The sequence below is a fragment of the Vibrio splendidus genome, from assembly GCF_001557875.1.
Taxonomy (GTDB): Bacteria; Pseudomonadota; Gammaproteobacteria; order Enterobacterales; family Vibrionaceae; genus Vibrio; species Vibrio splendidus_F.
This window is the reverse complement of sequence record NZ_LNRF01000003.1, coordinates 1-26,772: the sequence shown is the minus strand read 5'-3', so window position 1 is coordinate 26,772 and position 26,772 is coordinate 1. Positions and strand designations below refer to the sequence as shown.

The 26,772-nt window shown below is 45.1% G+C and carries 6 protein-coding genes and 1 pseudogene; 5 read left to right on the top strand and 2 right to left on the bottom strand.

Features of this window, described 5'->3' with window-relative positions; all coding sequences use genetic code 11:
- Nucleotides 1-41: 41 nt before the first annotated feature.
- Nucleotides 42-20,426: a retention module-containing protein gene (locus tag ATB74_RS09700; RefSeq protein WP_061018272.1), complete on the top strand. Its 20,385-nt coding sequence runs from the start codon at nt 42-44 to the stop codon at nt 20,424-20,426.
- 228 nt (nt 20,427-20,654) lie between these two features.
- Here ATB74_RS09700 and ATB74_RS09695 read toward each other — a convergent pair whose 3' ends face one another.
- A complete protein-coding gene (locus tag ATB74_RS09695; protein ID WP_061018270.1) occupies nt 20,655-21,263 on the bottom strand; it encodes a toxin-antitoxin system YwqK family antitoxin in 609 nt (202 codons plus the stop codon).
- A 182-nt stretch (nt 21,264-21,445) separates the two neighbouring features.
- Complete coding sequence (locus tag ATB74_RS09690) at nt 21,446-21,955, bottom strand: peptide-methionine (S)-S-oxide reductase (protein ID WP_061018268.1); 510 nt, start codon at nt 21,953-21,955, stop codon at nt 21,446-21,448.
- Between the two features lie 241 nt (nt 21,956-22,196).
- On the opposite strand from ATB74_RS09690, the gene ATB74_RS09685 reads away from it, so the two are divergent.
- The 4 genes and pseudogenes from ATB74_RS09685 to ATB74_RS09670 form a co-directional block, all read left to right on the top strand.
- Nucleotides 22,197-23,312: a YcjF family protein gene (locus ATB74_RS09685; protein ID WP_061018266.1), complete on the top strand. Its 1,116-nt coding sequence runs from the start codon at nt 22,197-22,199 to the stop codon at nt 23,310-23,312.
- A complete protein-coding gene (locus ATB74_RS09680) occupies nt 23,299-24,975 on the top strand; it encodes a GTPase family protein (RefSeq protein ID WP_061018264.1) in 1,677 nt (558 codons plus the stop codon). Before ATB74_RS09685 ends, ATB74_RS09680 begins: the two co-directional genes overlap by 14 nt.
- A gap of 748 nt (nt 24,976-25,723) precedes the next feature.
- Nucleotides 25,724-26,350 (top strand): annotated as a pseudogene (locus ATB74_RS09675) (tryptophanase); the annotation flags it as partial.
- Between the two features lie 79 nt (nt 26,351-26,429).
- Nucleotides 26,430-26,772 (top strand): transposase (locus ATB74_RS09670; RefSeq protein ID WP_179946907.1); only part of this gene is annotated, 343 nt, incomplete at its 3' end.

Genomic DNA, 26,772 nt, shown 5'->3' with positions numbered 1-26,772 from the left:
CACAGCTCTAATAGATAGTGTTTTGTGACATCGGGGGATATATGGATATCGAAGTTTCGCGCCAGGTTGCGGTAGTTGAAGCAACTAGTGGAGATGTCGTCGTAGTTAAGCCTGACGGCAGCGCAAGAAAGATTTCAGTTGGCGATATCATCCGTGAAAATGAGATCGTGATTACGGCCAACAAGTCAGAGCTTGTATTAGGCGTTCAGAATGATTCGATTCCGGTTGGAGAGAATTGTGTTGGCTGTGTTGATGAGACTGCCGCATGGACAGACGCTCCAATTGCGGGAGAGGTTAACTTCGATTTACAGCAAGCTGACGCCAGTACCTTTACAGATGGTGATCTCGCTGCCATTCAAGAAGCCATTTTAGGTGGCGCCGATCCAACTCAAATCTTAGAAGCAACGGCCGCTGGTGGTGGGTTAGGTTCTGCAAACGCAGGTTTTGTAACGATTGATTACAACTACACACAGACTCAGCCATCGACATTCTTTGAGACCTCAGGTTTAGAAGATCAAACCATCGATGAAGATAGAGAAGAGTTCAGAACGATAACCCGTTCAGCTGGTGGTCAATCTATTAGTGAAGAGCTCCATGAAGGCTCGATATCAGGTAATACCTATCCTCAATCCTTAACGATTAGCGAAACGATTGTTGCTGGTAGTTTGGCTCTCTCTCCTGATTCCTTCGCTCCAGAAGCACTATCCCTTGCTTCACTACTCAATGAACTCAACAGTGATATTACCTCAAGTGGTCAGCCCGTTACGTTTACTTATGATGCGGCGACTAATTCTATCGTCGGTGTTCTAGGTTCCGACGAAGTACTACGCATTGATATTGAAGCTATCAGTGTTGGAAATAACATTGAACTCTCGCTGACCACAACAGTTTCTCAACCTATTGACCATGTGCCTTCTATTGGTGGTGGCCAAGTTTCTTATACTGGCGATCAAATTAATATTGTCTTTGATGTTCAAGGTGAAGATTCCGCAGGAAACCCGATTGCAGCACCAATCAGCGCACAAGTTACGGTGTTTGACTGGGAGGACCCGTCAGCAGAAAGCGTGACTATCAATAATGTTGAAACAAGTAGTACAGCTATCGAAGGGACTTTTTCGATTATTGGAAGTGATCATCTTCAATCGGCGGTCTTTGATGCTAGTGCATTGGACCAATTTGATGGGATATATAGTGATAATCAAACAACGCTTGCAAGGTTGTCTGATGATGGCACAACGATCACTCTGTCTATTCAAGGGCGGGGTGAGGTTGTTCTGACCATCTCCCTTGATACCGATGGCACGTATAACTTCCAACAGTTCAAACCGATAGAAGAAGTTGGAACCGATACTCTTTCGTTTGCATTACCAATCACGATTACCGATTTCGACCAAGATGTAGTAACCAATACCATCAACATCGCTATTACTGATGGCGACAGCCCAGTTATTACCAATGTTGACAGTATTAATGTCGATGAAGCGGGCATCGTTGGCGGTTCAAAAGAGGGAACAGCGCCAGTAACTGGAAGTGGTAGTGTCACTGCCGATATTTTTAACAGTGACATCATTGACCATTACGAGCTTGAACCGACTGAGTTTAATACTGATGGCACCTTGGTTTCTAATGGTGAAGCAGTGCTATTAGAGTTGGTGGATGAAACCAATGGTGTAAGAACTTACGAGGGTTATGTTGAGAGCAATGGCTCGAGAATTACGATCTTTGACGTTAAAATTGATAGCCCATCATTGGGTAACTATGAATTTAACCTCTATGAAGAACTGTCGCACCAAGGCGCTGAAGATGCGTTATTAACTTTTGCACTGCCAATTTATGCGGTGGATGCGGATGGAGATCGTTCTGCACTAGCTGGCGGTTCGAGTACACCAGAAGCCGCAGAGATTCTAGTTAATGTAAAAGATGATGTTGTTGAACTGGTTGATAAGGTTGAATCCGTTACTGAGCCTACTTTAGCCGGCGATACGATTGTTTCGTACAACCTATTTAATTTTGAAGGCGCTGATGGCTCAACAATTCAATCATTTAACTATGATGGTGTTGATTACTCGCTAGATCAGAGTTTGCTGCCAGATGCTGCTCAAACCTTCAGTTTTACTGAAGGTGTTGTAACCATCTCACTGAATGGTGATTTTAGTTTTGAAGTTGCGCGCGATATTGACCACACAAACAGTGAAACCATTGTCAAACAGTTTTCATTTTTAACTGAAGATGGTGATGGAGACACTGATACTTCAACGCTTGAGCTAAGTATCATTGACGGCCAAGATCCAATCATTGATTTGGTCCCGCCTGTTACTCTCTCTGAAACCAATCTAGCTGATGGATCTTCTCCAAGCGGGAGTGCGGTCAGCACTACCGAAACGATTACCTTTACCGCTGGTAGTGATGATGTAGCTAAATTCCGCATTGAACCAACTGAATTCAATGTCGGTGGGGCACTGAAATCGAATGGGTTTGCGGTCGAGATAAAAGAAGACTCTTCTAATCCGGGCACTTACATCGGTTTTATTACCAACGGTTCGGGCTCTGAAATCCCAGTGTTCACCATTAGTTTCTCTGCTACTACGTTAGGTGAATACACCTTTACCTTACTTGAAGCGCTAGACCATGTGGATGGCCTAGCGAATAACGATCTGAGCTTTGATCTTCCAGTATATGCGGTAGACAGCGATGGTGATGATTCTGTTGTGTCTCAACTGAATGTGACTATCGGTGATGATGTTCAAATCATGCAAGATGGCACCTTAGATATCGTCGAGCCTAATCTTGCTGACGGTACGGTGACCACCAACACTATTGATGTGATGCCAAACCAAAGTGCAGATGGCGCGACGATTACTCAGTTCACCTATGACGGCCAACTTCGAACGCTTGACCAGAATGATACTGGCGAGCAACAGTTTAGTTTCACTGAAGGCGAGTTGTTCATCACGCTCCAAGGTGAAATGCGCTTTGAACCAAACCGTAATCTGGACCATTCCGCGAGCGAAGACATTGTTAAGTCTATAGTCGTGACGTCGAATGACTTTGATAACGATCCAGTGACATCTACCGTAACTTTGACCATCACCGATGGTGATAACCCAACCATTGATGTTATTCCAACGGTTAGCTTATCTGAAACTAATCTGAGTGATGGCTCTGCTCCAAGTGGCAGCGCGGTAAGCTCCACTCAAACCATTACCTTCACCAACCAAAGTGATGATGTGGTTCGTTTCCGTATTGAGCCTACTGAGTTCAATACCAACGATGATCTTAAATCGAACGGTTTAGCTGTTGAATTACGTGAAGATCCGACAGGGTCGGGTGACTATATTGGTTTTACTACCAGTGCGACGAATGTAGAGACCACGGTATTTACGCTGAGTTTTTCTAGCACCACATTAGGTGAATATACCTTCACTTTGCTTGAAGCCTTGGACCACCAAGATGCCCGTGGCAACAACGAGCTCAGTTTTGGTTTACCCGTGTATGCGGTAGACAGTGACGGTGATGATTCAGTGATGTCGCCGTTAAATGTGACCATCGGCGATGATGTTCAAATTATGCAAGATGGTGCGTTAGATATCGTCGAGCCGAATCTTGCCGATGGCACTGTGACAACTAACACTATTGATGTGATGCCAAATCAAAGTGCCGATGGCGCGACGATCACGCAATTCACTTATGATGGTCAGCTTCGAACACTTGACCAAAATGATAATGGCGAGCAACAGTTTAGCTTCACGGAAGGTGAGTTGTTCATCACGCTTCAAGGTGAAGTGCGCTTTGAGCCGAATCGTAATCTAGACCACACGCTAAGCGAAGACATCGTGAAATCAATCGTGGTCACTTCCAGTGACTCCGATAACGATGTGCTGACCTCAACAGTCACGCTGACCATTACCGATGGTGATATCCCAACTATTGATAATGTGCCAGCTGTTACCTTGTCTGAAACGAATTTGAATGATGGCTCTGCGCCAAGTGGCAGTGCCGTTAGTTCAACTCAAAGTATTACTTACACCACTGAAAGTGATGATGTGACTGGTCTCCGTATTGAACCAACTGAGTTCAATGTTGGTGGCGCTTTGACATCAAATGGATTGGCGGTTGAACTGAAGGCCGACCCAACCACACCGGGCGGTTACATCGGTTTTGTTACTGATGGTTCAAACGTTGAAACCAATGTATTCACGATTAGTTTCTCAAGTACCAATTTAGGCCAATACACTTTCACTTTACTTGAAGCGTTAGACCATGTTGATGGTCTTGCAAACAACGATCTGAGCTTTGACCTGCCGGTGTATGCGGTAGACAGTGATGGCGATGATTCGCTTGTATCTCAGCTTAACGTAACCATCGGTGATGATGTTCAAATCATGCAAGGTGGTACGTTAGATATCACTGAGCCAAATCTAGCAGATGGTACAGTCACAACCAACACCATCGACGTGATGCCAAATCAAAGTGCTGACGGTGCGACGATCACTCAGTTCACTTATGATGGTCAAGTTCGAACACTGGATCAAACGGACAATGGTGAGCAGCAATTTAGCTTCACGGAAGGAGAGTTGTTCATCACTCTTGAAGGTGAAGTACGCTTTGAGCCAAACCGTAATCTAGACCACACGCTTAGCGAAGACATCGTGAAGTCGATAGTGGTGACCTCAAGCGATTTAGACAACGATGTACTGACTTCCACAGTGACGCTGACGATTACTGATGGTGATATCCCAACCATTGATGCGGTACCAAGCGTTACTTTGTCTGAAACCAACCTTAGTGATGGTTCTGCACCAAGCGGCAGCGCTGTCAGTCAAACAGAGACGATTACTTTCACCAACCAAAGTGATGATGTAGCGAGTTTCCGTATTGAGCCAACCGAGTTCAATGTGGGCGGGGCACTGAAATCGAATGGGTTTGCGGTCGAGATAAAAGAAGACTCTGCTAATCCGGGCACTTACATCGGTTTTATTACCAACGGTTTGGGCACTGAAATCCCAGTGTTCACCATTAGTTTCTCTGCTACTACGTTAGGTGAATACACCTTTACCTTACTTGAAGCGCTAGACCATGTAGATGGACTAGCGAACAATGATCTGAGCTTTGATCTTCCGGTCTATGTGGTAGACAGCGATGGCGATGATTCTTTAGTGTCTCAACTCAATGTAACCATCGGCGATGACGTTCAAATCATGCAAGATGGCACATTAGATATTGTTGAGCCTAATCTTGCTGACGGTACGGTGACCACCAACACTATTGATGTGATGCCAAACCAAAGTGCCGATGGTGCAACCGTCACTGAGTTCTCTTTTGGCGGCATTGTTCAAACTCTGGATCAGAGTATTACTGGCGAACAGCAATTCAGTTTCACAGAAGGTGAGTTGTACATCACGCTTCAAGGTGACATGCGCTTTGAACCAAACCGTAATCTGGACCATTCCGCGAGCGAAGACATTGTTAAGTCTATAGTCGTGACGTCGAATGACTTCGATAACGATCCAGTGACATCCACTGTGACTCTGACCATCACCGATGGTGATAACCCAACCATTGATGTTATTCCAACGGTTAGCTTATCTGAAACTAATCTGAGTGATGGCTCTGCTCCAAGTGGCAGCGCGGTAAGCTCCACTCAAACCATTACCTTCACCAACCAAAGTGATGATGTTGAAAAATTCCGTTTGGAGCCGAGTGAGTTTAATACTGGCGGTACTCTGACATCTGATGGTTTAGTTATTGAGATTCGAGAAGAGCCTGCGGGTTCGGGTAACTACATTGGTTTCACCACTGACACTTCAAATGTCGAGACCACAGTCTTCACACTTGCATTTAGCAGCACGACTTTAGGTGAATACACCTTCACGCTTATAGAAGCGATTGATCACACACCAATTCAAGGTAATAACAACCTAACGTTTAACTTGCCAGTGTACGCGGTCGATAGCGATGGCGATGATTCTCTCATGTCGCCACTTGCAGTGACGATTACCGATGATATCCAAGTCATGGTAGATGGTGCTTTTACGATTGAAGAGCCGACTGTGGCCGATTTATCCGCTGGCACACCGACAACCACGACCGTGAATGTTCTTGATCAAGAAGGGGCTGACGGCACGACCATCACCCAAATCAACTACGACAATGGCACGGTATTTACGCTTGACCAGAACAATACTGGTGAGCAGAAGTTTGTAGTTGCTGAAGGTTCGCTTTATATCACGCTGCAAGGTGATGTGCGCTTTGAACCAAATCGTAACCTCGACCACACAAGTGGAGACATCGTTAAGTCGATAGTCGTGACTTCAAGCGACTCAGATAGTGATGTTGTTACTTCTACGGTGACGTTGACTATTACCGATGGTGACATCCCAACGATTGATAATGTACCGAGCGTTACTTTATCTGAAACTAATTTGAGTGATGGTTCTACACCAAGCGGCGCCGCGGTAAGTCAAACAGAGACGATTACCTTCACTAATCAAAGTGATGATGTGGCGAGTTTCCGCATTGAACCGACAGAGTTCAATGTTGGTGGGGCGCTCAAATCAAATGGGCTGGTGGTTGAGCTAAAAGCAGACCCAACCACACCAGGTGGTTACATCGGTTTTGTTACTGATGGTTCGAACGTCGAGACCAACGTGTTCACGATCAGTTTCTCTAGTACTACCCTCGGCCAATACACTTTCACGTTATTGGAAGCGTTAGACCATGTGGATGGTTTAGCGAACAACGATCTTAGCTTTGACCTTCCTGTTTATGCGGTAGACACCGACGGCGACGATTCATTGGTGTCACAGTTGAATGTGACCATCGGTGATGATGTTCAAATCATGCAAGACGGAGCTCTAAATATTGTCGAGCCAGCGGTTGCTGATTTGGCTGCGGGCACACCTACGACAACTACCGTTAATGTATTTGATCAAGAAGGGGCAGACGGCGCGACCATCACACAATTTACTTATGATGGCGGGACTGTGTTAACGCTTGACCAGAACAACACTGGTGAGCAGAAGTTCGTTGTTGCTGAAGGTTCACTGTATATCACTATCCAAGGTGACGTTCGCTTCGAGCCGAATCGTAATCTCGACCATACTGGTGGAGATATAGTTAAACAGATCGAGGTCACCTCAAGCGATTTCGATAAGGATACAGTGACCTCTACCGTCACCCTGACGATTATCGATGGTGATATCCCGACCATTGACACGGTGCCAAGCGTTACTCTGTCTGAAAGCAACCTTGTTGATGGCTCAGCGTCAAGTGGTAGTGCTGTAAGTCAAACTGAGACGATTACCTTTACTAATCAAAGTGATGATGTGACCAGCTTCCGCATTGAACCAACCGAGTTCAATGCCGGCGGTGCTCTCAAATCGAATGGTTTTGTGGTCGAGATTAAAGAAGATTCAGCGAGTCCAGGTACTTATATCGGTTTTATTACCGATGGTTCAAACACTGAAATCCCAGTGTTCACGATTAGCTTCTCGACCGCGACTCTTGGTGAATACACCTTTACTTTATTGGAAGCGTTAGACCATGTAGATGGCCAAGCGAACAATGATCTGAGCTTTGATCTTCCGGTCTATGCGGTAGACAGCGATGGTGATGATTCTGTTGTGTCTCAACTGAATGTGACTATCGGTGATGATGTTCAAATCATGCAAGATGGCACGCTAGATATCGTTGAGCCAAATCTTGCTGACGGTACGGTGACAACTAACACCATTGATGTGATGCCAAACCAAAGTGCCGATGGTGCAACCATCACTGAGTTTTCTTTTGGTGGCGTCGTTAAAACGTTGGATCAGAGCATCGTAGGCGAACAGCAATTCAGTTTCACAGAAGGTGAGTTATACATCACGCTTCAAGGTGAGATGCGCTTTGAACCCAACCGTAACCTAGACCATTCCGCGAACGAAGACATTGTTAAGTCCATAGTCGTGACATCCAATGACTTTGATAATGATCCAGTGACATCAACCGTAACTTTGACCATTACTGATGGTGATAACCCGACTATCGATGCGGTACCGAGCGTATCACTTAAAGAAGCGGATCTGGCTGATGGCTCATCACCAAGTGGTAGTGCGGTTAGTCAAACAGAAACCATCACTTTTACCAACCAAAGTGATGATGTTGAAAAATTCCGTTTGGAGCCGAGTGAGTTTAATACTGGCGGTACCCTGACATCTGATGGCTTAGTGATTGAGATTCGAGAAGAGCCTGCGGGGTCAGGTAACTATATTGGCTTCACCACTGACATTTCAAATGTAGAAACCACAGTCTTCACACTTGCATTTAGCAGCACGACTTTAGGTGAGTACACCTTTACGCTTCTAGAAGCGATTGACCATACACCAATTCAAGGTAATAACGATCTAACGTTTAACTTGCCTGTGTACGCGGTCGATAGCGACGGCGATGACTCTCTGATGTCACCTCTGGCTGTAACGATTACCGATGATATTCAAGTCATGGTGGATGGTGCTCTCAGCATTGAAGAGCCAACAGTGGCTGACTTAGCCGCGGGTACGCCGACAACCACGACCGTCAACGTTCTTGATCAAGAAGGGGCTGATGGCACGACTATCACCCAAATCAATTACGACAATGGTACCGTGTTTACGCTTGACCAGAGTAATACGGGTGAGCAAAAGTTTGTGGTTGCTGAAGGCTCGCTCTATATCACGCTGCAAGGCGATGTTCGCTTTGAACCGAACCGCGATCTTAATCACTCGGGCGGGGATATCGTTAAGTCGATAGTCGTCAGTTCAAGTGATTCTGATAGTGATGTGGTGACTTCGACAGTAACGCTAACTATTACGGATGGTGATCTACCAATCATCAACGTCATTCCTGGTGTGAGCCTTTCTGAGGTCGATCTGGCTGATGGCTCTGCGCCAACGGGCAATCCAGTATCGATGACTCAAGTGATTACCTATACCGAGGGTAGTGATGATGTTAGTCATTTCAGAATTGACCCTGCTCAGTTCAATACTTCGGGTGCTTTGAAGTCGAATGGATTAGAGGTTGAGATTAAAGAGCAGCCAGCGAACTCTGGTAACTACACTGGCTTTGTAAAAGACGGTGCTAACGTAGAAACCAACGTCTTCACGATCAGTTTCTCAACCACCAATTTAGGACAATACACGTTTACACTGCTTGAAGCGTTAGACCATGTGGATGGCCTGCAGAACAACACCTTAAATTTCGATGTGCCTGTTTTAGCTGTGGATACCGACGGTGATGAATCGGCGATGTCACCAATGACAGTGACCATTACCGATGATGTACAAGGTGTACAAGACGGTTCATTGAATATTGTTGAGCCTTCACTGGCTGATCTAGTGGCTGGCACACCAACTACGCCAACCATTGATGTTATGCCGACTCAAAGTGCTGATGGCGCAAAGGTAACCCAATTTATTTACGATGGTGGTACTGCCGTCACCTTGGATCCGAATGTATCGACAGAGCAGGTATTTACCTTAACCGATGGTTTACTGTACATCACGATTGAAGGCGAAGTTCGTTTTGAGCCAAATCGAAACCTGGATCACTCAGCGGGTGATATTGTTAGAACGATTGTTGTAACGACCAGCGACTTTGATAACGATACTGATACCGCGGATGTCACATTGACGATCCAAGATGGTATTGATCCGGTCATCGATGTCGTACCTAGCGTGAACTTATCGGAAGTGAACCTAGCAGATGGCTCAACACCAAGTGGTTCTGCGGTGAGCTCAACACAAACCATTACCTACACGGTGGGTAGTGATGATTTGAGTCACTTCAGAATTGCGACCAACGAGTTCAATCCTGGCGATGTGCTGAAATCAAATGGTCTTGTTGTTCAGCTAAAAGAAGATCCTGCTTCACCTGGCGATTACATCGGATTTACTGATGATGGGGCGGGTAACGTAACCAATGTATTCACCATTGATTTTGATAGTGTCAATAAAGGTCAGTTCACCTTCATGCTGATTGAGGCACTCGATCACCTTGATGGCGCTCTCAATAACGACCTTAACTTCAACTTGCCTGTTTATGCGGTTGATACTGATGGTGATGACTCGGTTAAGCGTGATGTTGTTGTCACCATTCAAGATGACCTTCAGCAGATGCAAGATGGCTCTTTAACCATCACAGAGCCAAATACTGGCACACCAACTACCTTGACCGTTGATGTCTTGCCTACGCCAAGTGCTGATGGAGCAACCATTACACAGTTCACCTATGACGGTGGATCTGCGATTACTTTGAATCAAAACATCAGCGGTGAGCAGGAATTTGTTTTCACGGAAGGCTCGTTGTTTGTCACTTTGGATGGCGATGTAAGGTTTGAGCCAAATCGTAATCTTGACCACTCTGCAGGCGACATTGTTAAGTCTATTGTGTTTACGTCTTCTGACTTTGATAAGGACACCTTTTCATCAGCTGTCACTCTTACAATTGTTGATGGTGATGGACCAACGTTGAATGTAGTGCCGAGCGTTAGCTTGTCTGAAAGCTTACTGGCTGATGGTTCAACACCGAGTGGCAACCCAGTTAGCGTGACCCAGACTATTACTTCACTAGCAAGCAGTGATGATATTGAGAAAATTGTCGTTGAAGTAGGGCTGTTTAATACCAGCGGTGTATTGAAGTCTGATGGCCTTGAATTGAGCTTGCGTGAAGAGCCTGTGGGTTCAGGGGATTACATAGCATTCACAACGGATGGCTCGGGTGTTGAGAAAGTTATCTTTACCCTAGATTTTGATGATACGAATCCGAGTGAGTACACGTTTACTTTGCTTGAGCGTTTGGATCATGTTGACGGACTAGGAAACAACGATCTCAGCTTTGACTTGTCGGTGTATGCGCAAGACACCGATGGCGATATTTCACCGTCTAAACCGCTTTCTGTGACCATCAGTGATGACGTTCAATTAATGCAATCTGGTGCGCTTAGCATCACAGAGCCTAGCACAGGCACGCCTACCACAACGACATTTGATGTGATGCCTGCGCAAAGTGCCGATGGTGCGACTATCACCAAATTTACTTATGGTAGCCAGCCTGAAGAATCTCTAGTGCAAACCAACACTGGTGAGCAAGAGTTCGTATTTACGGAAGGTTCGCTGTTTATCACGCTTGAAGGTGATATGCGCTTTGAGCCGAATAGAAATCTGGATCATTCTGGTGGTGACATCGTTAAGACCATTACCGTGACATCAGAAGATAAAGATGGCGATATTGTCACCTCGACAGTAACACTGACGATCTCAGATGGCGCTCCACCGGTAATAGATACGGTACCAACAGTTGCATTGGAAGAAGCGAATCTTATTGATGGCTCTTCACCGGGTTTACCTGTTAGCCAAACTGAAACCATTACTTTCACAGCGGGAAGTGATGATGTTAGTCATTTCCGTATTGATACCACCCAGTTCAACACGTCGGGCGATTTGAAAGCGGATGGTTTGGTGGTTCAGTTAAAAGAAGATCCTCTAAACAGCGATCATTATATTGGTTACGTTGAAAGTGGTGGTGTCCAAACCGATATTTTCACCATCACTTTTAGTAGTGTGGTGCTAGGCGAATACACGTTCACTTTATTGGAAGAGCTCGATCACCTGCCTGTACAAGGCAACAACGATCAAATCTTCACTTTACCAGTGATCGCAGTCGACCAAGACAATACCGATTCTGTAATGAAACCTCTGACCGTTACTATAACCGATGATGTGCCTGTCATTACTGACACGACAGCGACCAGCACGTTTGTGGTTGATGAAGATGACTTGGGCTCTGTGGTTTCACAAGCGACAGGTGCATTTGTCACGACAGAAGGTGCTGACCAAGTAGAGGTTTACGAACTGCGTAATATCTCTGCTCTTGAAGCGACATTGACCTCTGGAACTGAAGCGATTTCTATTACAGAAATCACAGGGGCAGCTAACACAACCACCTATCAAGGTACGACGACAAGCGGGGCGCCAATCTTCACGTTGGAATTAGGTGATAATGGTTCGTATACATTTACGCTATTAGGGCCTTTAAATCATCCAACAAGTCCGAATTCCAATACCTTAACGATTCCATTCGATGTCGTTGCGGTTGATGGTGACGGTGATGATTCTAATCAATATGTATTGCCAATCGAAGTGCTTGATGATGTGCCAGTAATGAGTGCGCCAACAGGTGAAACGGTTGTTGATGAAGATGATCTTACTGGGATTGGTTCGGATCAATCCGAAGATACCCTTATTAACGGACTATTCACGGTTGATGAAGGTGCTGATGGCGTTGTTAAGTATGAACTGGTCGATGAAGACTTAGTTATCGCGGGCTTAACCTCTGATGGAGAAAGCTTAGAGTGGCTGCCTGTTTCACAAAGCGGCACTACCTTCACTTATGTTGCACAGACAGTAACCAGCAATCAGCCTGTGTTTGAAATTATTTTTGATACCTCAAACAACAGTTATCAATTTGAGTTATTTAAACCACTTAAACACCCTGATGGCGCGGATGAAAACACCATAGAGCTTGATTTCTCAGTCGTGGCTGAAGATTTCGACCAAGACCAATCGAATGCTATCGATTTGAAAATTACCGTGACTGATGATGTTCCACTGGTGACAACCCAGTCGATTACTCGTCTTGAAGGTCAGGGCTATGGTAACTCCAAAGTTGACATGTTTGCCAATACGACGGATGTGGGTGCTGATGGTGCTGTTCTGAGTCGAATTGAAGGTATTACTAGCAATGGCGCTGATATCGTTTTCCGTACCGGAAATAGTGGGCCTTACAGTGATGGTTTCGATTTAAACAATGGTAGTCAAGAGGTTCGAGTATACGAGCAGACCAATGGAGGTGTTGATACTCGTGAGCTTGGTCGATTGCGTATTAACTCAAATGGTGAGGTTGAGTTTAGAGCTAACGGTTATCTAGAGCATGACGGTGAGACAATAGATTTCTCTATTAATGTGATTGCAACAGATGGGGATTTAGATACATCAGAAACACCATTAGATATCACTATTACAGATCGAAACTCGTCAGCTATCTCGCTGAAAGTGACTACGTTTGAGGATGCGGGTAGAGATTTAACGATACCTTACGCATCGGGTGATGAACCCGCTTTTGAGAATGTTCAAGATAACCAAAATGGTTTGCCTAATGCACCAGCGCAAGTTGCACTGCAAGTTAACCTGTATGACCAAGACAACGCTGAATCTATTGGGCAGTTGACGATTAAAAGCCCGAACGGAGGTGACAGTCATCAAGGTACGTTTTATTACTTCGATGGTACTGATTATATTGAATTAATGCCTGCGTCAAATGGGAGCATTATATTTGGCCCTCCTCAGCTCGAACAAAGCTTTGCTCCAAATCCGAATGAACCAAGACAAACTATCGCGACGATAGATAACTTGTTCTTTGTTCCGGACCAACACGCTAGTTCGGATGAAACTGGTGGGCGAGTTCGTTATGAGCTCGAAATTGATAATAATGGCACGCTTGACCATACAGTAAATTCAAACTTCAGAATTGAGATTGAAGCGGTAGCGGATATTGCCACTTGGGATGATGCGAATAGTACGTATCAATATCAAGTGAATGAAGATCAAGACAATGTGACACTTCAGCTGAATGCAGAGTCGCAAGATAACAGTAATACTGAGACGATTACCTATGAGCTAGAAGCAGTTCAAGGTGACGGGAAGTTTGAGCTGTTGGATCAAAATGGCAATGTGTTAACGCCAGTTAATGGTGTCTACACGATTGCTGCCGCAGATATCAATAGCACCGTGGTTAATCCAATCGACAACTTCTCTGGACAAATTGAGTTCAAAGCAACGGCAATTACTGAGGAGACGCTCAACCCATACGATGATTCGGCTAACGGCGGGGCAAATGATAAGACAACTGCTCGCTCTGTCGAACAGAATATTATCATTGATGTGACTGCCGATGCCGATCCGGGAACCTTCAGTGTTAACAGGATTCGTATTAACGAAGACAACATTGATGATCCAGATTATATCGGTCCTTTGGCTAACAAAGATGCCTTCACGCTGGACGAAGTGATCACCATGAACGGCTCGGTGGACACTGACGGCTCTGAAGAATTGTTTGTTCGTATCAGCAATATTACTGAAGGTGCGGTGCTCTATTACCTAGGGACCACGAATGTCGTTCCAACAGTCACTATTAATGGTATCGATTACCAAGAAATAGCGTATTCCGATTTGGCAAACGTTGAGGTTGTTCCAACCAAACACAGTAATGTAGATTTCACCTTCGATATAACGGGCGTGGTCAAAGACACTGCAAACCTATCAACGGGTGCTCAAGTCGACGAAGAAATCCTGGGGACTAAAACTGTTAATGTTGAGGTGAAAGGCGTTGCTGATACTCCTTATGGTGGAACGAATGGCACGGCTTGGAGTGCCATTACAGACGGCTCTGTAAATGGTGTGCAAACGACGATTCAAGAGAGCCAAAATGGCGATAGCTTTGCCGAGCTTGATTTCACCGTATTGTCGGGTGAGAGAAAGCCGGAGACTGGCACCACACCATTACCGGACGATGGTTCAGAATCCATAACCGTTATCCTTTCGGGTATTCCTGACGGCGTAATTTTGGAAGATGGGGACGGTACGGTTATTGACCTTAACTTTGTCGGTTACGAAACCGGGCCGGGTGGTAGCCCTGACTTATCTAAACCTATCTATGAAGCTAATATTACTGAGGCGGGTAAAACGTCAGGGATCCGTATCAGACCTGTGGACTCTTCAACTGAGAATATTCATATTCAAGGTAAAGTGATTGTGACTGAGAACGATGGTCACACGCTTACGTTTGATCAAGAAATTCGAGTGCTAGTCGAACCTAGAATCGATACCTCTGCGACGTATAACACGGTTACTAATGGTGATGAAGATACCGCGATCAACATTGATTGGCACCCAGAGGGCACGGATTATATTGATGATGATGAGCATTTCACTTCTATTGTCATCAGTGGTATTCCAACTGATGTTGAAAGTGTTGTGGTTAACGGCGACGTAACTCAGGTGTACGATGCAGCTGCAGGTACTTTGACCATCACTCCGAAGAGCGGTCAGACGGCAGAAGACTTTACTCAGATCGCGCTGAACAATAACTTTATCCAGATAACGCCAGCTCAAGATTCGAGCACCGACTTTACGCTTAATACGGTTGTCATGATTGAAGAAAGAGATCATGAATACGTTGATGCCACAAATCCTGGTGAAGGTATTGTGACAGCCACTATTACCGGCACTATAGATGTACGTGTAAGACCCGTTGTTGAACCTGGAGATGCCGACAACAAGATTGTTGTTTCAAATGAAAATGGCACTGGAGATCTCACTACGATTACGGCTGATGCTAATGGCGTAATTAAATTTACAACGAACAGTGATAACACATCAATTTCGGATGAATACGTTGTCCGATACCAAGAAACAGATTTAAGCACAGTAGAAGAACAAGTCGATGAAGTGATCGTCCAGTTAACTAATACCGACGGAAGTGCGCTGTCTGATGAAGTGTTGGGACAACTCGTCGTTAACGGGGCTGCATACGAAGGTGGTGGCCGTTGGGTTGTAACCAATGAAGATGCCTTCAGTGTCAGTGCTCCTAGTGGGCTAGATTTCACCCCTGCCAATGATGCAGATGATGTCGTTACTGATTTCAATGATATCAAGATGACAATTTTCACTTTGGTATCAGATCCTGGTGATGCTAACAATGAGACGTCTGCCCAAGTGCAACGTACGGGAGAGGTCACGCTTTCTTATCCTGAAGTGCTGACAGCCCCAGATAAAGTTGCTGCTGACATTGCTTTAGTGCCAGACAGTGTTATTGATGCCATTGAAGATACACAACTCGATCTTGGTATAGCATTAAATAGCTTGATTACCTTCTCGGGTGAAGACGACTCGACTGACCAAGTAACGATTATTATCGACGACAGCATCACTATAAATCCAGGAACGCCAAATGAAGTTACATTCCCAATCAGCGTATCTGGCAATAGTGATATCGATTTCGTTAACGGAAAATATGTATTTGAGACAACCGTAGAACAGGGTGTTTCAACAGACTTTGCTGGGTTGCTGCTCAATTTACCTGCAGACTATTCTGGTGACTTTAGGTTGCCAATCTCGATCGTGACTAAAGACCTTCTATCGGGTGATGAGAAGACGTTAGACACAGAGGTAGTTATTAAGGTAGCACCAGATGCAGAAACGGACCCAACAATTGAAGTTAATGTTGTAGGCTCTCTTGATGATCTCTTCAATCCTGTTGATAACGACGGCCAGGCTGGACAAGATCCAGTGGGTTACGAAGACACCTATATTCAGCTCGACTTCAATTCGACCATTTCGGATCAAGTTTCAGGTTTAGAAGGTGGCCAAGAAGAGTTTACCTCCATTACCTTGACCTTGGATGATCCTTCGATAGGGGCATTCTATGACGGTACGGGCGCGTCATTAGGAACAACTGTGACGTTTAATCAAGCTGAAATCGCGGCTGGTGCACTCGATAACGTGCTCTTTAGGGCAATAGCGAATTATCCAACTGGAAATGATATTAACCAAGTGCAGATTAATGTCAGCGGCACAGTGACAGATACAGCATCCTATAATGATCCTGCTTCTCCTGTAGGCACGGCAGCAGACTCCGACACTTTCAATACGAGTGTTAGTTTTGATGTTGTTCCGGTTGTCGATGATGTACTTGTCACAGGGCCGGGCAGTGACCCTGATGTGATTGAGATTACGGGTAATGAAGATCAGCCTATTTCACTGTCTGGAACTGGGCCAGTATCTATTGCATTGACTGACCTCGATGGCTCTGAGCAGTTTGTTTCGGTTAAGTTTACAGGTGTGCCAGACGGCTTCTTGATGAGTGCAGACTCGGGTTCAGCTTACACGATAAAGAACAACGGTGGAGGTGAATGGAGTGTTCAACTACCGCAAGCTTCAGGGCTGTCATTTGACTTGAGTGAATTGTCGATTTTACCTCCTAAAAATTTCAGTGGTACCGCTGAGTTTGGCGTTGAGGTCTTCACTCAAGAATCTTTGTTGGGCGTGCCTACTGCGGCGGCAAATCTACCAAGCTTCAAACTGCATGTGGTACCTGTGGGCGATGATGTAGATACCAACCCAACCGATTCAGTGACAGGCAATGAAGGTCAAAACATTGATATCGAAATCAATGCGACGATTTTGGATAAAGAGCTATCTGCAACCGGAAGCGGCACTTATACCGAGAATGCGCCAGAGACACTTCGAGTAGAAGTTGCTGGTGTTCCTCAAGATGCCTCTATCTACTATCCAGATGGAACCACCTTGGCTAGCTATGATCCAGTGACACAGATCTGGACTCTTGATGTTCCGGCTCAGTCGCTAGATAAGATCGTATTTAACTCCGGTGAGCATAACAGTGACACAGGTAATGTGCTGGGCATCAATGGCCCACTGCAGATTACCGTTCGCTCTGTTGATACGGACGCTGATAACACGGAATACTTGGGTACTCCAACGAGCTTCGATGTTGATTTAGTGATTGATCCTATTAACGATCAACCAACGTTTGTGAATGTTACCAACATTGAAACGCAAGAAGACTCAAGTGGTGTGGCGATTGACAACTTCAGCATCTACGATGTAGACGCTAATTTTGATAACCCGGATGCACCGTATGTACTGACGTTGGCAATTGACCAAACATTACCGGGAGCACAGGGCGTATTTGAGTTTACAAGCTCTCCAGATGTGACGTTTGTATTGCAACCTAATGGCTCGCTGGTGATTACGGGTAAAGAGGCCGACATCAATACGGCTTTGACCAATGGAGCGGTGACCTTCAAGCCAGACCCAGACCAAAACTACCTCAATCAGGGTGGATTAGTCACGATTAATGCAGCGCTCGATGATGGTGGTAATAACGGTCTGATTGACGCGGGTGATCCGAATACCGCTCAAACCAATCAAACTACCTTCACCATTAAGGTGACGGAAGTGAATGATGCTCCGGTGGCAAACAACGTTGATCTAGGCTCGATTGCCGAGGAAGGCCAGCTTGTTATCGTTGAAGGTGACTTAATTACAGCAAGCTCTGACCTTGAAAATCATAACCTCACCGTAACGGGTGTGACCCTTACTCAAGGCCAAGGTCAATTACAGCGCTTTGAAAACGCTGGTGGTGCTGACAATGCTGCGATTACGGGCCCATTCTGGATATTTACGGCTGCTGATGATTTCAACGGTGACGTTAAATTCGATTATAGCATCATCGATGATGGTACCACCAACGGCATGGATGACTTCCTAACAGACAATGCGGAAATCAGCCTTGTAGTAACAGAAGTCAATGACCAACCGGTAGCAACCAATGTTGACTTGGGTACCATGCTTGAAGAAGGTCAGTTGATCATCAAAGCTGAAGACCTGATTGCAGCGACGACCGATCCTGAGGGCGATGCCATCACCGTGACTGGAGTCGTTATCGACCAAGGTCAGGGGCAGCTTCAGAAGTTCGAAAATGTCGGTGGTGCGGACGACAACTCGATCAATGGCCCATATTGGGTATTTACGGCTGCAGATGATTATAACGGGGACGTTAAGTTCACTTATACCGTAGAAGACAATGGCACGACTAACGGTGCTGATGACTTCTTAACGGATACTGCCGAGATCAGTGTTGTGGTGACAGAAGTGAATGATCAGCCAGTGGCAACCAATGTTGACTTGGGTACCATGCTTGAAGAAGGCCAATTGATCATCAAAGCTGAAGACCTGATTGCAGCGACGACTGATCCTGAAGGCGATGCCATTACCGTGACTGGAGTCGTTATCGACCAAGGTCAGGGACAGATTCAGAAGTTCGAAAATGTCGGTGGTGCGGATGACAACTCGATCAACGGCCCATATTGGGTATTCACAGCGGCCGATGATTACAATGGCGACGTTAAATTCACTTACACAGTGGAAGACAATGGCACAACCAACGGGATTGATGACTTCCTAACGGATACCGCAGAAATCAGTGTTGTGGTACAAGGCGTTAACGATACGCCTATCGTTAATGGTGACAACGTCACTGACTTGATTGACGAAGACGCCGGTCAGTTGTTGAGTGGCATTAATGTTACTGACCCTGATTATGTTGATTCCTATGCTAATGACTTAATGACAGTCACGCTGACAGTGGATTACGGCACATTGAATGTAGCACTCCCAACAGGGACGACGGTGATGGTTAACGGCAACAATACCGGTTCGGTCATCTTAGTCGGTACTCTGAGCGATTTGAATGCTCTGATTGATACGCCAATCAGTCCAAGTGGTGTTTACCTCGATGCGAGTTTATCTCCAACCAATAGCATTGGATTGGAAGTCATCGCCAAAGACAGCGGTAACCCTTCTGGTATCGCGATTGAAACTGCGCCAGTGGTTTATAACATCGCGGTGACACCAGTGGCGAATGCGCCAACCTTGTCTATTGACCCGGCATTCAACTACGTGAGAAACATTACGACTAGCTCATCTGTGGTTGCTAATAGTGGGATAGCTTTAGTCGGAATTGTCGCTGCATTGACGGATATTACTGAAGAGTTGACGCTGAAGATCAGTGATGTTCCGGAAGGTGTTGACGTAACCAGTGATGTGGGGACGGTTTCGCTGGTGGGTGACACTTGGATAGCGACGGCTGATGCGATTGATAGTCTCAGACTCGTCGAGCAGCCATCAGTTGGTAAGCCGTTAACTCCGGGTAACTATACGTTGAAAGTGGAGGCGGTATCTGAAGAGACGGACAATAACGATATTGCGATATCTCAAAACATCGATCTAAATCTCAATATTGTGGCGAACCCATTAGACCTCGATCTGTCTTCTGAAACAGAGGATGTGCAACTTTTAGCGAGTAGTTTTGATACCAATCTTACTGGCGGATCTGGCAATGATCGTCTTGAGGGCGGAGCCGGAGATGATACGCTTGTTGGTGGCGATGGGAACGACACCCTGATTGGTGGTGGAGGCTCAGACATTCTGACTGGTGGCGATGGTATGGATTCGTTTGTATGGCTTAATATCGAAGATGGCGTTGAAGACACCATCACTGATTTCAGCCTGTCTGAAGGAGACCAGATCGACCTAAGAGAAGTGTTGCCAGAGTTGAAGAATACTTCACCAGACATGACAGCGTTGCTGCAGCAGATAGACGCGAAAGTGGACGGGGATGATATTGAGCTTACGATCAACCCAGATGGCTTAGGAACCACAGAGCAAGTAATTGTGGTTGAAGACCTCGCGCCTCAGTTGACGTTAAGCGGCACCATGCCGTCAGATATCCTGGATGCACTCGTGCAGCAGAATGTGATAACTCACGGTTAAAGCTAAACATTAAACCATAATGAAAGAGGCCAGTAATGCTGGCCTCTTTTTTGTTACGGTATAAATCGAAAACAATTTATTTCAAAGAGTTGTGGCTCAGAAACTCTTCTTCAACACCTATTCATGCACAGTTACATGAATGTTCGTTTCATTGTTGTTAGATAAATAAGATGAATTTTATGAGATTCATAATATAGGTTGAAGTTCTGTAAGTTGTCTTACATAAAGCTAGCTTTGGGTAGGCATCCACACTTGTTTAGATATGACTTTGTGGTCTTTGAAGGTCAGTTCTTCAACCTTGTCACCGTTAGTGTTCCAGCGAGTGAGTTTCCCGTTTGCCACTTCGCCTTCGTCAAATTTCGCTTGGCTAGCTTTGTTGCCATTTGGATAGTAATCCGTTACCAGCCCATCTTTTTGTCCGTCACTGTATTCTGCCGTTAGGCTTTGTTCGCCATTTGGATACCATCGAGAAGCAACACCCGACAGCTCATTGTCTTTATAATTGAGCTCTGCTTTTTTCTGCCCATTGGGGTACCAGGTTTCGGCTTTGCCTTGCAGTTCACCTTTGACGTAGTTCACTTTAGAAGCGACTTGACCATTTGGATACCAGTTGGTTTCTAAGCCAAGTTCTAGACCATCGGCAAACTGAGCCTGGGTCGCGATTTGGCCATTATCGAACTTCTCTTCAAATTGACCAGTAAAGGGTTTTGAGTGGTTTACTTGGTAAGCCACGCCTTTACGCATTTGTAAGTAGTCAACAGCATCTTCGCTGGTGGCCGCATAGCTCATAGAAGATACCGTACTAAGAGCAATTAAGATTGGAACGTATTTCTTCATAATGACACCTTTTTAATGGACGGGGAAAATGTAATCGGTGTGTTAAAAGCATTCCATTTTCCCGAACGGCTGTCAGTACTTATTACTGGTTTTCAAGTTTTCACTATTGGTGTGTCGTATTGGGGAACTTTATTTCATTTTCGATTTGATGGTGAAATCGAGCCATCGATAAGTACTTGAGCCTAAGGTTTGTACTTATGCAGCAGATCCCAAGGGATGTGGCATAAATGATGGTCTTCAGGGAAGTGACTTAAATGATGCTGGTGGATGTCGTCGCTGGCAACATAATTGGTCAATGGCAATACCTCCACAGCGATACGGTCTGCGTCATCTCGTGAAGCGATATAATGCTTAGCTTCGATTAAGTGTTCTGCATTAGTGCTGTATACGCCTGTGCGGTATTTCTCTCCGACATCGACACCTTGTTTATTCAAGCTGTAAGGGTCGATAATCTCAAACAAGTGTTCCATCAAAATCGTTACTGACGTGATGCTTGGATCAAATTCAATTTGTACACACTCTGCGTAGCCATTGTAATCGCTTTGTGTGCCGTCGCTTTGTACCGTCTTGTTCTCTGTTGGCTGAGCGCTTCCATTTGCACGGCCTGCTTCTGTGCTGATAACACCAGGAACGTACTTAATAAATTCTTGTACACCCCACAAGCAACCGCCAGCTAAATAAATTTGTTCCATACTTCTCTTTGAGCTCTCTGTGTTTGTTGATGTTCGTTAGGTATGCGAATCAATACGATGGTACCCGCACGTATAAAAAAAACGCCTATAAAAAATGAGCGCGCAAATAAAAACAAGCGTTTGGGCATTGTAAACCTGTGCGACTGAACAAACATAAGTTTAATAGGATTTGTGATTATATAAGTCAGTATTGCTTTGTCATCAACTCGAATCTCAACATCAAGTGAGCGTTACTCTAAACATGTTTGATCAAATAAAAGACTTCATTAATCCGAGCAAGAACCCAGACTTGACTCTGGCCCATGAATATCAGCGCAAGCATCTTCCTACGTTGTGGCTGTTGGGCAAAACGGGGGCGGGCAAGTCATCGTTTATTCAAGCGGTTACTGGCGACTCTTCTGTAAAAGTAGGCAATGGTTTTGCTCCCTGTACCATGACGGCGATGTCGTATGAGTTTCCGCAAGACAAACCCGTGATTCGGTTTCTCGATACTAGAGGTTTAAGTGAAGCGAATTACGATGCGAAAGAGGATCTGGAAGAGATTGGTCAGGCAGGTAATGCGTTAGTCGTTGTGATGAAAGCCGACGAACCTGAACAATCCGCTGTGCTTACGGCGCTAAAACAGATTAAGAAACAGAAGAAAATTAAACATTTGCTGCTGGTTCATACGGCGGTGTTGTCTTCCAGTGAAACAGATCGAGCAAGGCAAATTCAGTTCAACACCAATCAAGTAGTGAAGGCTTGGGGTAAAGAGTTTGAATCGGTAGCGGTCGATTTCGAAACGGATGACAACGCTATGTCTAACAGCGAAGCGGTTTACAACTATGACATCTTGTTAGAAAAGCTGACCAGTATTCTTCCGGTGATAGGAATGATGGTGCAAGACAAAGAGCATTCCACCCAAGAAGAAGCCAACTTTGACCAAGTAGAAAATGAAGTGCTTTGGTATGCAGGAAGTGCAGCAGCGAGTGACCTAATTCCGGGCGTTGGCTTGGTATCGGTACCTGCGATTCAAGCCAAAATGCTTCATAGCTTGGCGAACCAGTATGGGGTCGAATGGAATAAGAGAGTCTTCAGTGAGTTAATAGGCACTCTGGGAAGCAGCTTTGCTTTGCAATACGGAATGAAGCTGGGCACTCGACAGTTGATAAAGCTGATTCCAGTTTATGGTCAAACGGTAGGTGCGGTGGCTGCAGCGGCAATGAGTTTCGGCACCTCTTATGGTTTAGGTCGCGCGGCTTGTTTTTACTTCTATCATAAGAACAAAGGTGAAGAAGTGTCTGAACAAGAGATGCAGAAGATCTACAAAGAATCCCTGAAAAAAGGAAAGGCGGCGTCGGGTTATGAAGAAAATTAGAAACCTATTTCGATTACTGGCGGTGCTATCGAGCGGCCGCTGGGGCATTGCCCTGATTTCGGCCATTTTCCCAAGCATTATCATGATGGTTTTTGGTGTCTTCTTGGCGGTCAAATACGGTTACCTACTCGAAATGTCGATTGCCATTGCCGTGAGTACCTTGGTGTTCACCATTCCTCTGTTTATTTCTAGCCGTTCTTCACGCCGATCTTCAAGTACGGAGCCATTCTCAAATAAAGAGAGTGACGACCTTGGCGAGGATGCTTCTGAGTCTGAATCACAACATAACAAAGCTGATATCAACGATGCATTGGTTAAGGCTTCGACTGATTGGTCTCAGAAAGAACTGTCGATCTGGAATGATTCAAAACACCATGTACGCCAACAATTAATGGTCGACATAGAGTGGGGCAACTTAGACCAAACCGGTTTAGAGGTACTTGAATTTGTTGCGAAAAAGTTTGATAAGAAATCACTCGATTTTTCGATTCCTGAAGGGCTAAAGCTGTTCGAAGAGGTCAGCCGACGTTACAAATTGGTAGTACGAGAGCATATACCCGGCATTGAGTATCTCAAGGTTTCTTACATCAAAGCGGGCTATGAAGCCTATGACAAATATGGCGAGCTAGGGCAAAAGATCGTTAAGGCTGCCATCTGGGGTAATCACCTCAAAAACCTCTATTTGAACCCGCTTAAAGTGATTTCCGATTTGGGTCGAGAACAAGCGACGGCTTCGATGACAAGAGGTGTGGTTGATGACATGCAATATGCCGCCAAACAAGCCTTGTTAGATGAAGTCGCGGCGGTGGCGATTGACCTCTATAGCGGACGTTTCAGCATTGAAGATGAAGCACTGAAAGCGTCTGATGTTTCTGAACTCGACGAACAACGCTTTGCTCCAGAGTTAGAACCTGTGCGAATTGTGCTGGTGGGGCAAACCAGTTCTGGTAAATCTTCACTTATCAACGCGCTTAAGCAAGAGTTGGTTGCAGAAGTGGATGTACTGCCATCAACCGACACTTCAATGGTGTACAACGCGTTTGTCGACGATAATGATGTTCGCGTGGTTGATCTTCAAGGGCTTGATGGCAATCCTAAAACCGAAGCCTTAATGCTGAAAGAGATGACCCAAGCCGATGTCGTGTTATGGGTACTTAAGGCCAATCAGTCTGCACGTGATTTGGATAAGCAGTTGAAAGATAGATTTGATGCTTTCTATGATGATTCTAAGAACATCTCACGCAAGAAGCCGATAGTTGTCTCGGTTGTTAATCAGGTAGACCGATTAAAGCCTGTAGACGATTGGCAACCGCCTTATGACTTAGATAACCCAACATCGGCCAAAGCGAAGATCATTGCTCAAGCACTCGAATACAATCAAACACTGTTACAGCCGGACATTGCTTTGCCGCTGGCGATTGCACCAGAAAAAGCGCAGTTTGGTTTAGATACTTTAAGGCAGACTTTGATCGAGCGTATCGCTGATGCAAATAACGTTCAGAGAAACCGCCAACGTTTAGAAGCAATGAAAAGAGGGACGTCAGTTAAAAGCCAACTAAATAAAGCTGTTAAGGCGGGTAAGAAGGTTGCACCAAGTGCATTGAAAGCAGCGACACCAAAACTGGCTGAGATGGCGATCAAACAAGTAGTGAAGAAAAAGTAATCTACGACCACATCTCCGCGACAGGTTCTGATGAGGGGGGAGTCTCATCAGAACTTGGATTTTCTAGAACGGAGGATTTTAGATCTTGGCTTTTTCGAAAGTCGCTATCTTCGTTCTTTATTCGATAAGCATTGAATTTAAAAGGTAGCCACTATTATTAATTATCCCTTCGAACTAGTTTAATAGTATATAAACGGATGGCATTCACAGTTTATATAACACGCTGTCGCAATTAATTGCCATTCTAAATATTGATCACATTTATACTTACCTAAGCTTTATTTATAAAACTATTGCACTATATTTAAATTTCGGATCATCTTGATTTCAACGTAGGGATATATTGTGAACATGTATCTGAAATGGCAATCAACAACATGGCTAACCTTGTTAGCTTGGTATACTTTAGATCATCAGCTCTCGTTCCACCTTTCTTCAGAGTAGTACCCTCTAGGCGTCACGCGCCAGCAAAGCAGCGCGCTTTGTTTGCCTATCAGCAGCTTTGATAACCTTTGAACGCATGAATTTCGCACTTATTATTCTGTGCAGGGTATTCGTTGTTTTGTCGTTCCCGATAATTATCTTAGCCTCTGTTTAGGTTTGATTAATAAGTCATTATTTAACTTGTTTATTTTCACTGTTAATTTTCCGTGTGTCTTTATACGGATCTATTAAATTAATGGTGAGGATTCGTGACATCTAAAGAAATAGATTTCGACCTGATCGGAATGTATTGAAAGGTATTATTATGGAAAACTTCAAACATCTACCAGAACCGTTTCGTATTCGCGTTGTAGAGCCAGTAAAAAGAACAACCCGTGCCTATCGTGAACAAGCCATTGTCGAAGCAGGTATGAACCCATTTTTGCTCGACAGTGATGATGTATTTATCGACTTACTGACAGACAGCGGAACCGGCTCTATCACGCAGCGGATGCAAGCTGCGATGTTAATGGGGGATGAAGCTTATAGTGGCAGCCGCAGTTACTACGAATTGTCGAATGCGGTTAAGGATATATTCGGTTACGAGTTGACGATTCCAACGCACCAAGGACGCGGTGCAGAGCAGATCTACATTCCTGTTCTTATCAAGAAGCGTGAAATGGAGAAAGGGCTCGATCGCAGCAAAATGGTTGCCTTGTCTAACTACTTCTTCGATACAACACAAGGTCACACACAAGTGAATTGTTGTGTGGCGAAAAACGTTTATACCAAGGAAGCGTTTGATACCTCAGTGAATGCCGACTTCAAAGGCAACTTCGATATCATCAAATTGGAAGAAGCTATATTAGAAGCGGGCGCGGCCAATGTTCCTTATATTGTGAGCACCATTACTTGTAACTCTGCTGGTGGACAGCCAGTGTCTATCGCCAACGGCTTTGTTGCGTAATTCAATGGAACTAAATCAAGAACCTACGATCTGATCAGCTACCTCCCCCCTCTCTCGTAGCCCTATGCCTAAGCCTCGTTACAAAACAACCAACTGGAAGCAATACAACCAATCACTCATTAACCGTGGCTCTCTGACCTTTTGGATTGATGAAGAAGCAATAAGCGGGTGGGCGCAAAGTAAACAGAATAAGCGCGGGAGGCCGCGTCGGTTCAGTGATTTAGCTATCACGACAGCACTCATGGTGAAACGAGTTTTTTCTATGCCATTGAGAGCGCTTCAAGGATTTATCGACTCGATATTTAGGTTAGCCCATGTACCGTTAAGTTGTCCGCATTACACCTGCATCAGTCGTAGAGCCAAGCAAGTTGAGGTTTCATTTAAGACTAAAACGAGAGGAGCGATAC

Excerpts from the sequence above, each read along its gene's own strand:
- ATB74_RS09700 (WP_061018272.1), top strand. The coding sequence starts at position 42 with ATGGATATCGAAGTTTCGCGCCAGGTTGCGGTAGTTGAAGCAACTAGT.
- ATB74_RS09680 (WP_061018264.1), top strand. The coding sequence starts at position 23,299 with ATGAAGAAAATTAGAAACCTATTTCGATTACTGGCGGTGCTATCGAGC.
- ATB74_RS09695 (WP_061018270.1), bottom strand. The coding sequence starts at position 21,263 with ATGAAGAAATACGTTCCAATCTTAATTGCTCTTAGTACGGTATCTTCT.
- ATB74_RS09685 (WP_061018266.1), top strand. The coding sequence starts at position 22,197 with ATGTTTGATCAAATAAAAGACTTCATTAATCCGAGCAAGAACCCAGAC.
- ATB74_RS09690 (WP_061018268.1), bottom strand. The coding sequence starts at position 21,955 with ATGGAACAAATTTATTTAGCTGGCGGTTGCTTGTGGGGTGTACAAGAA.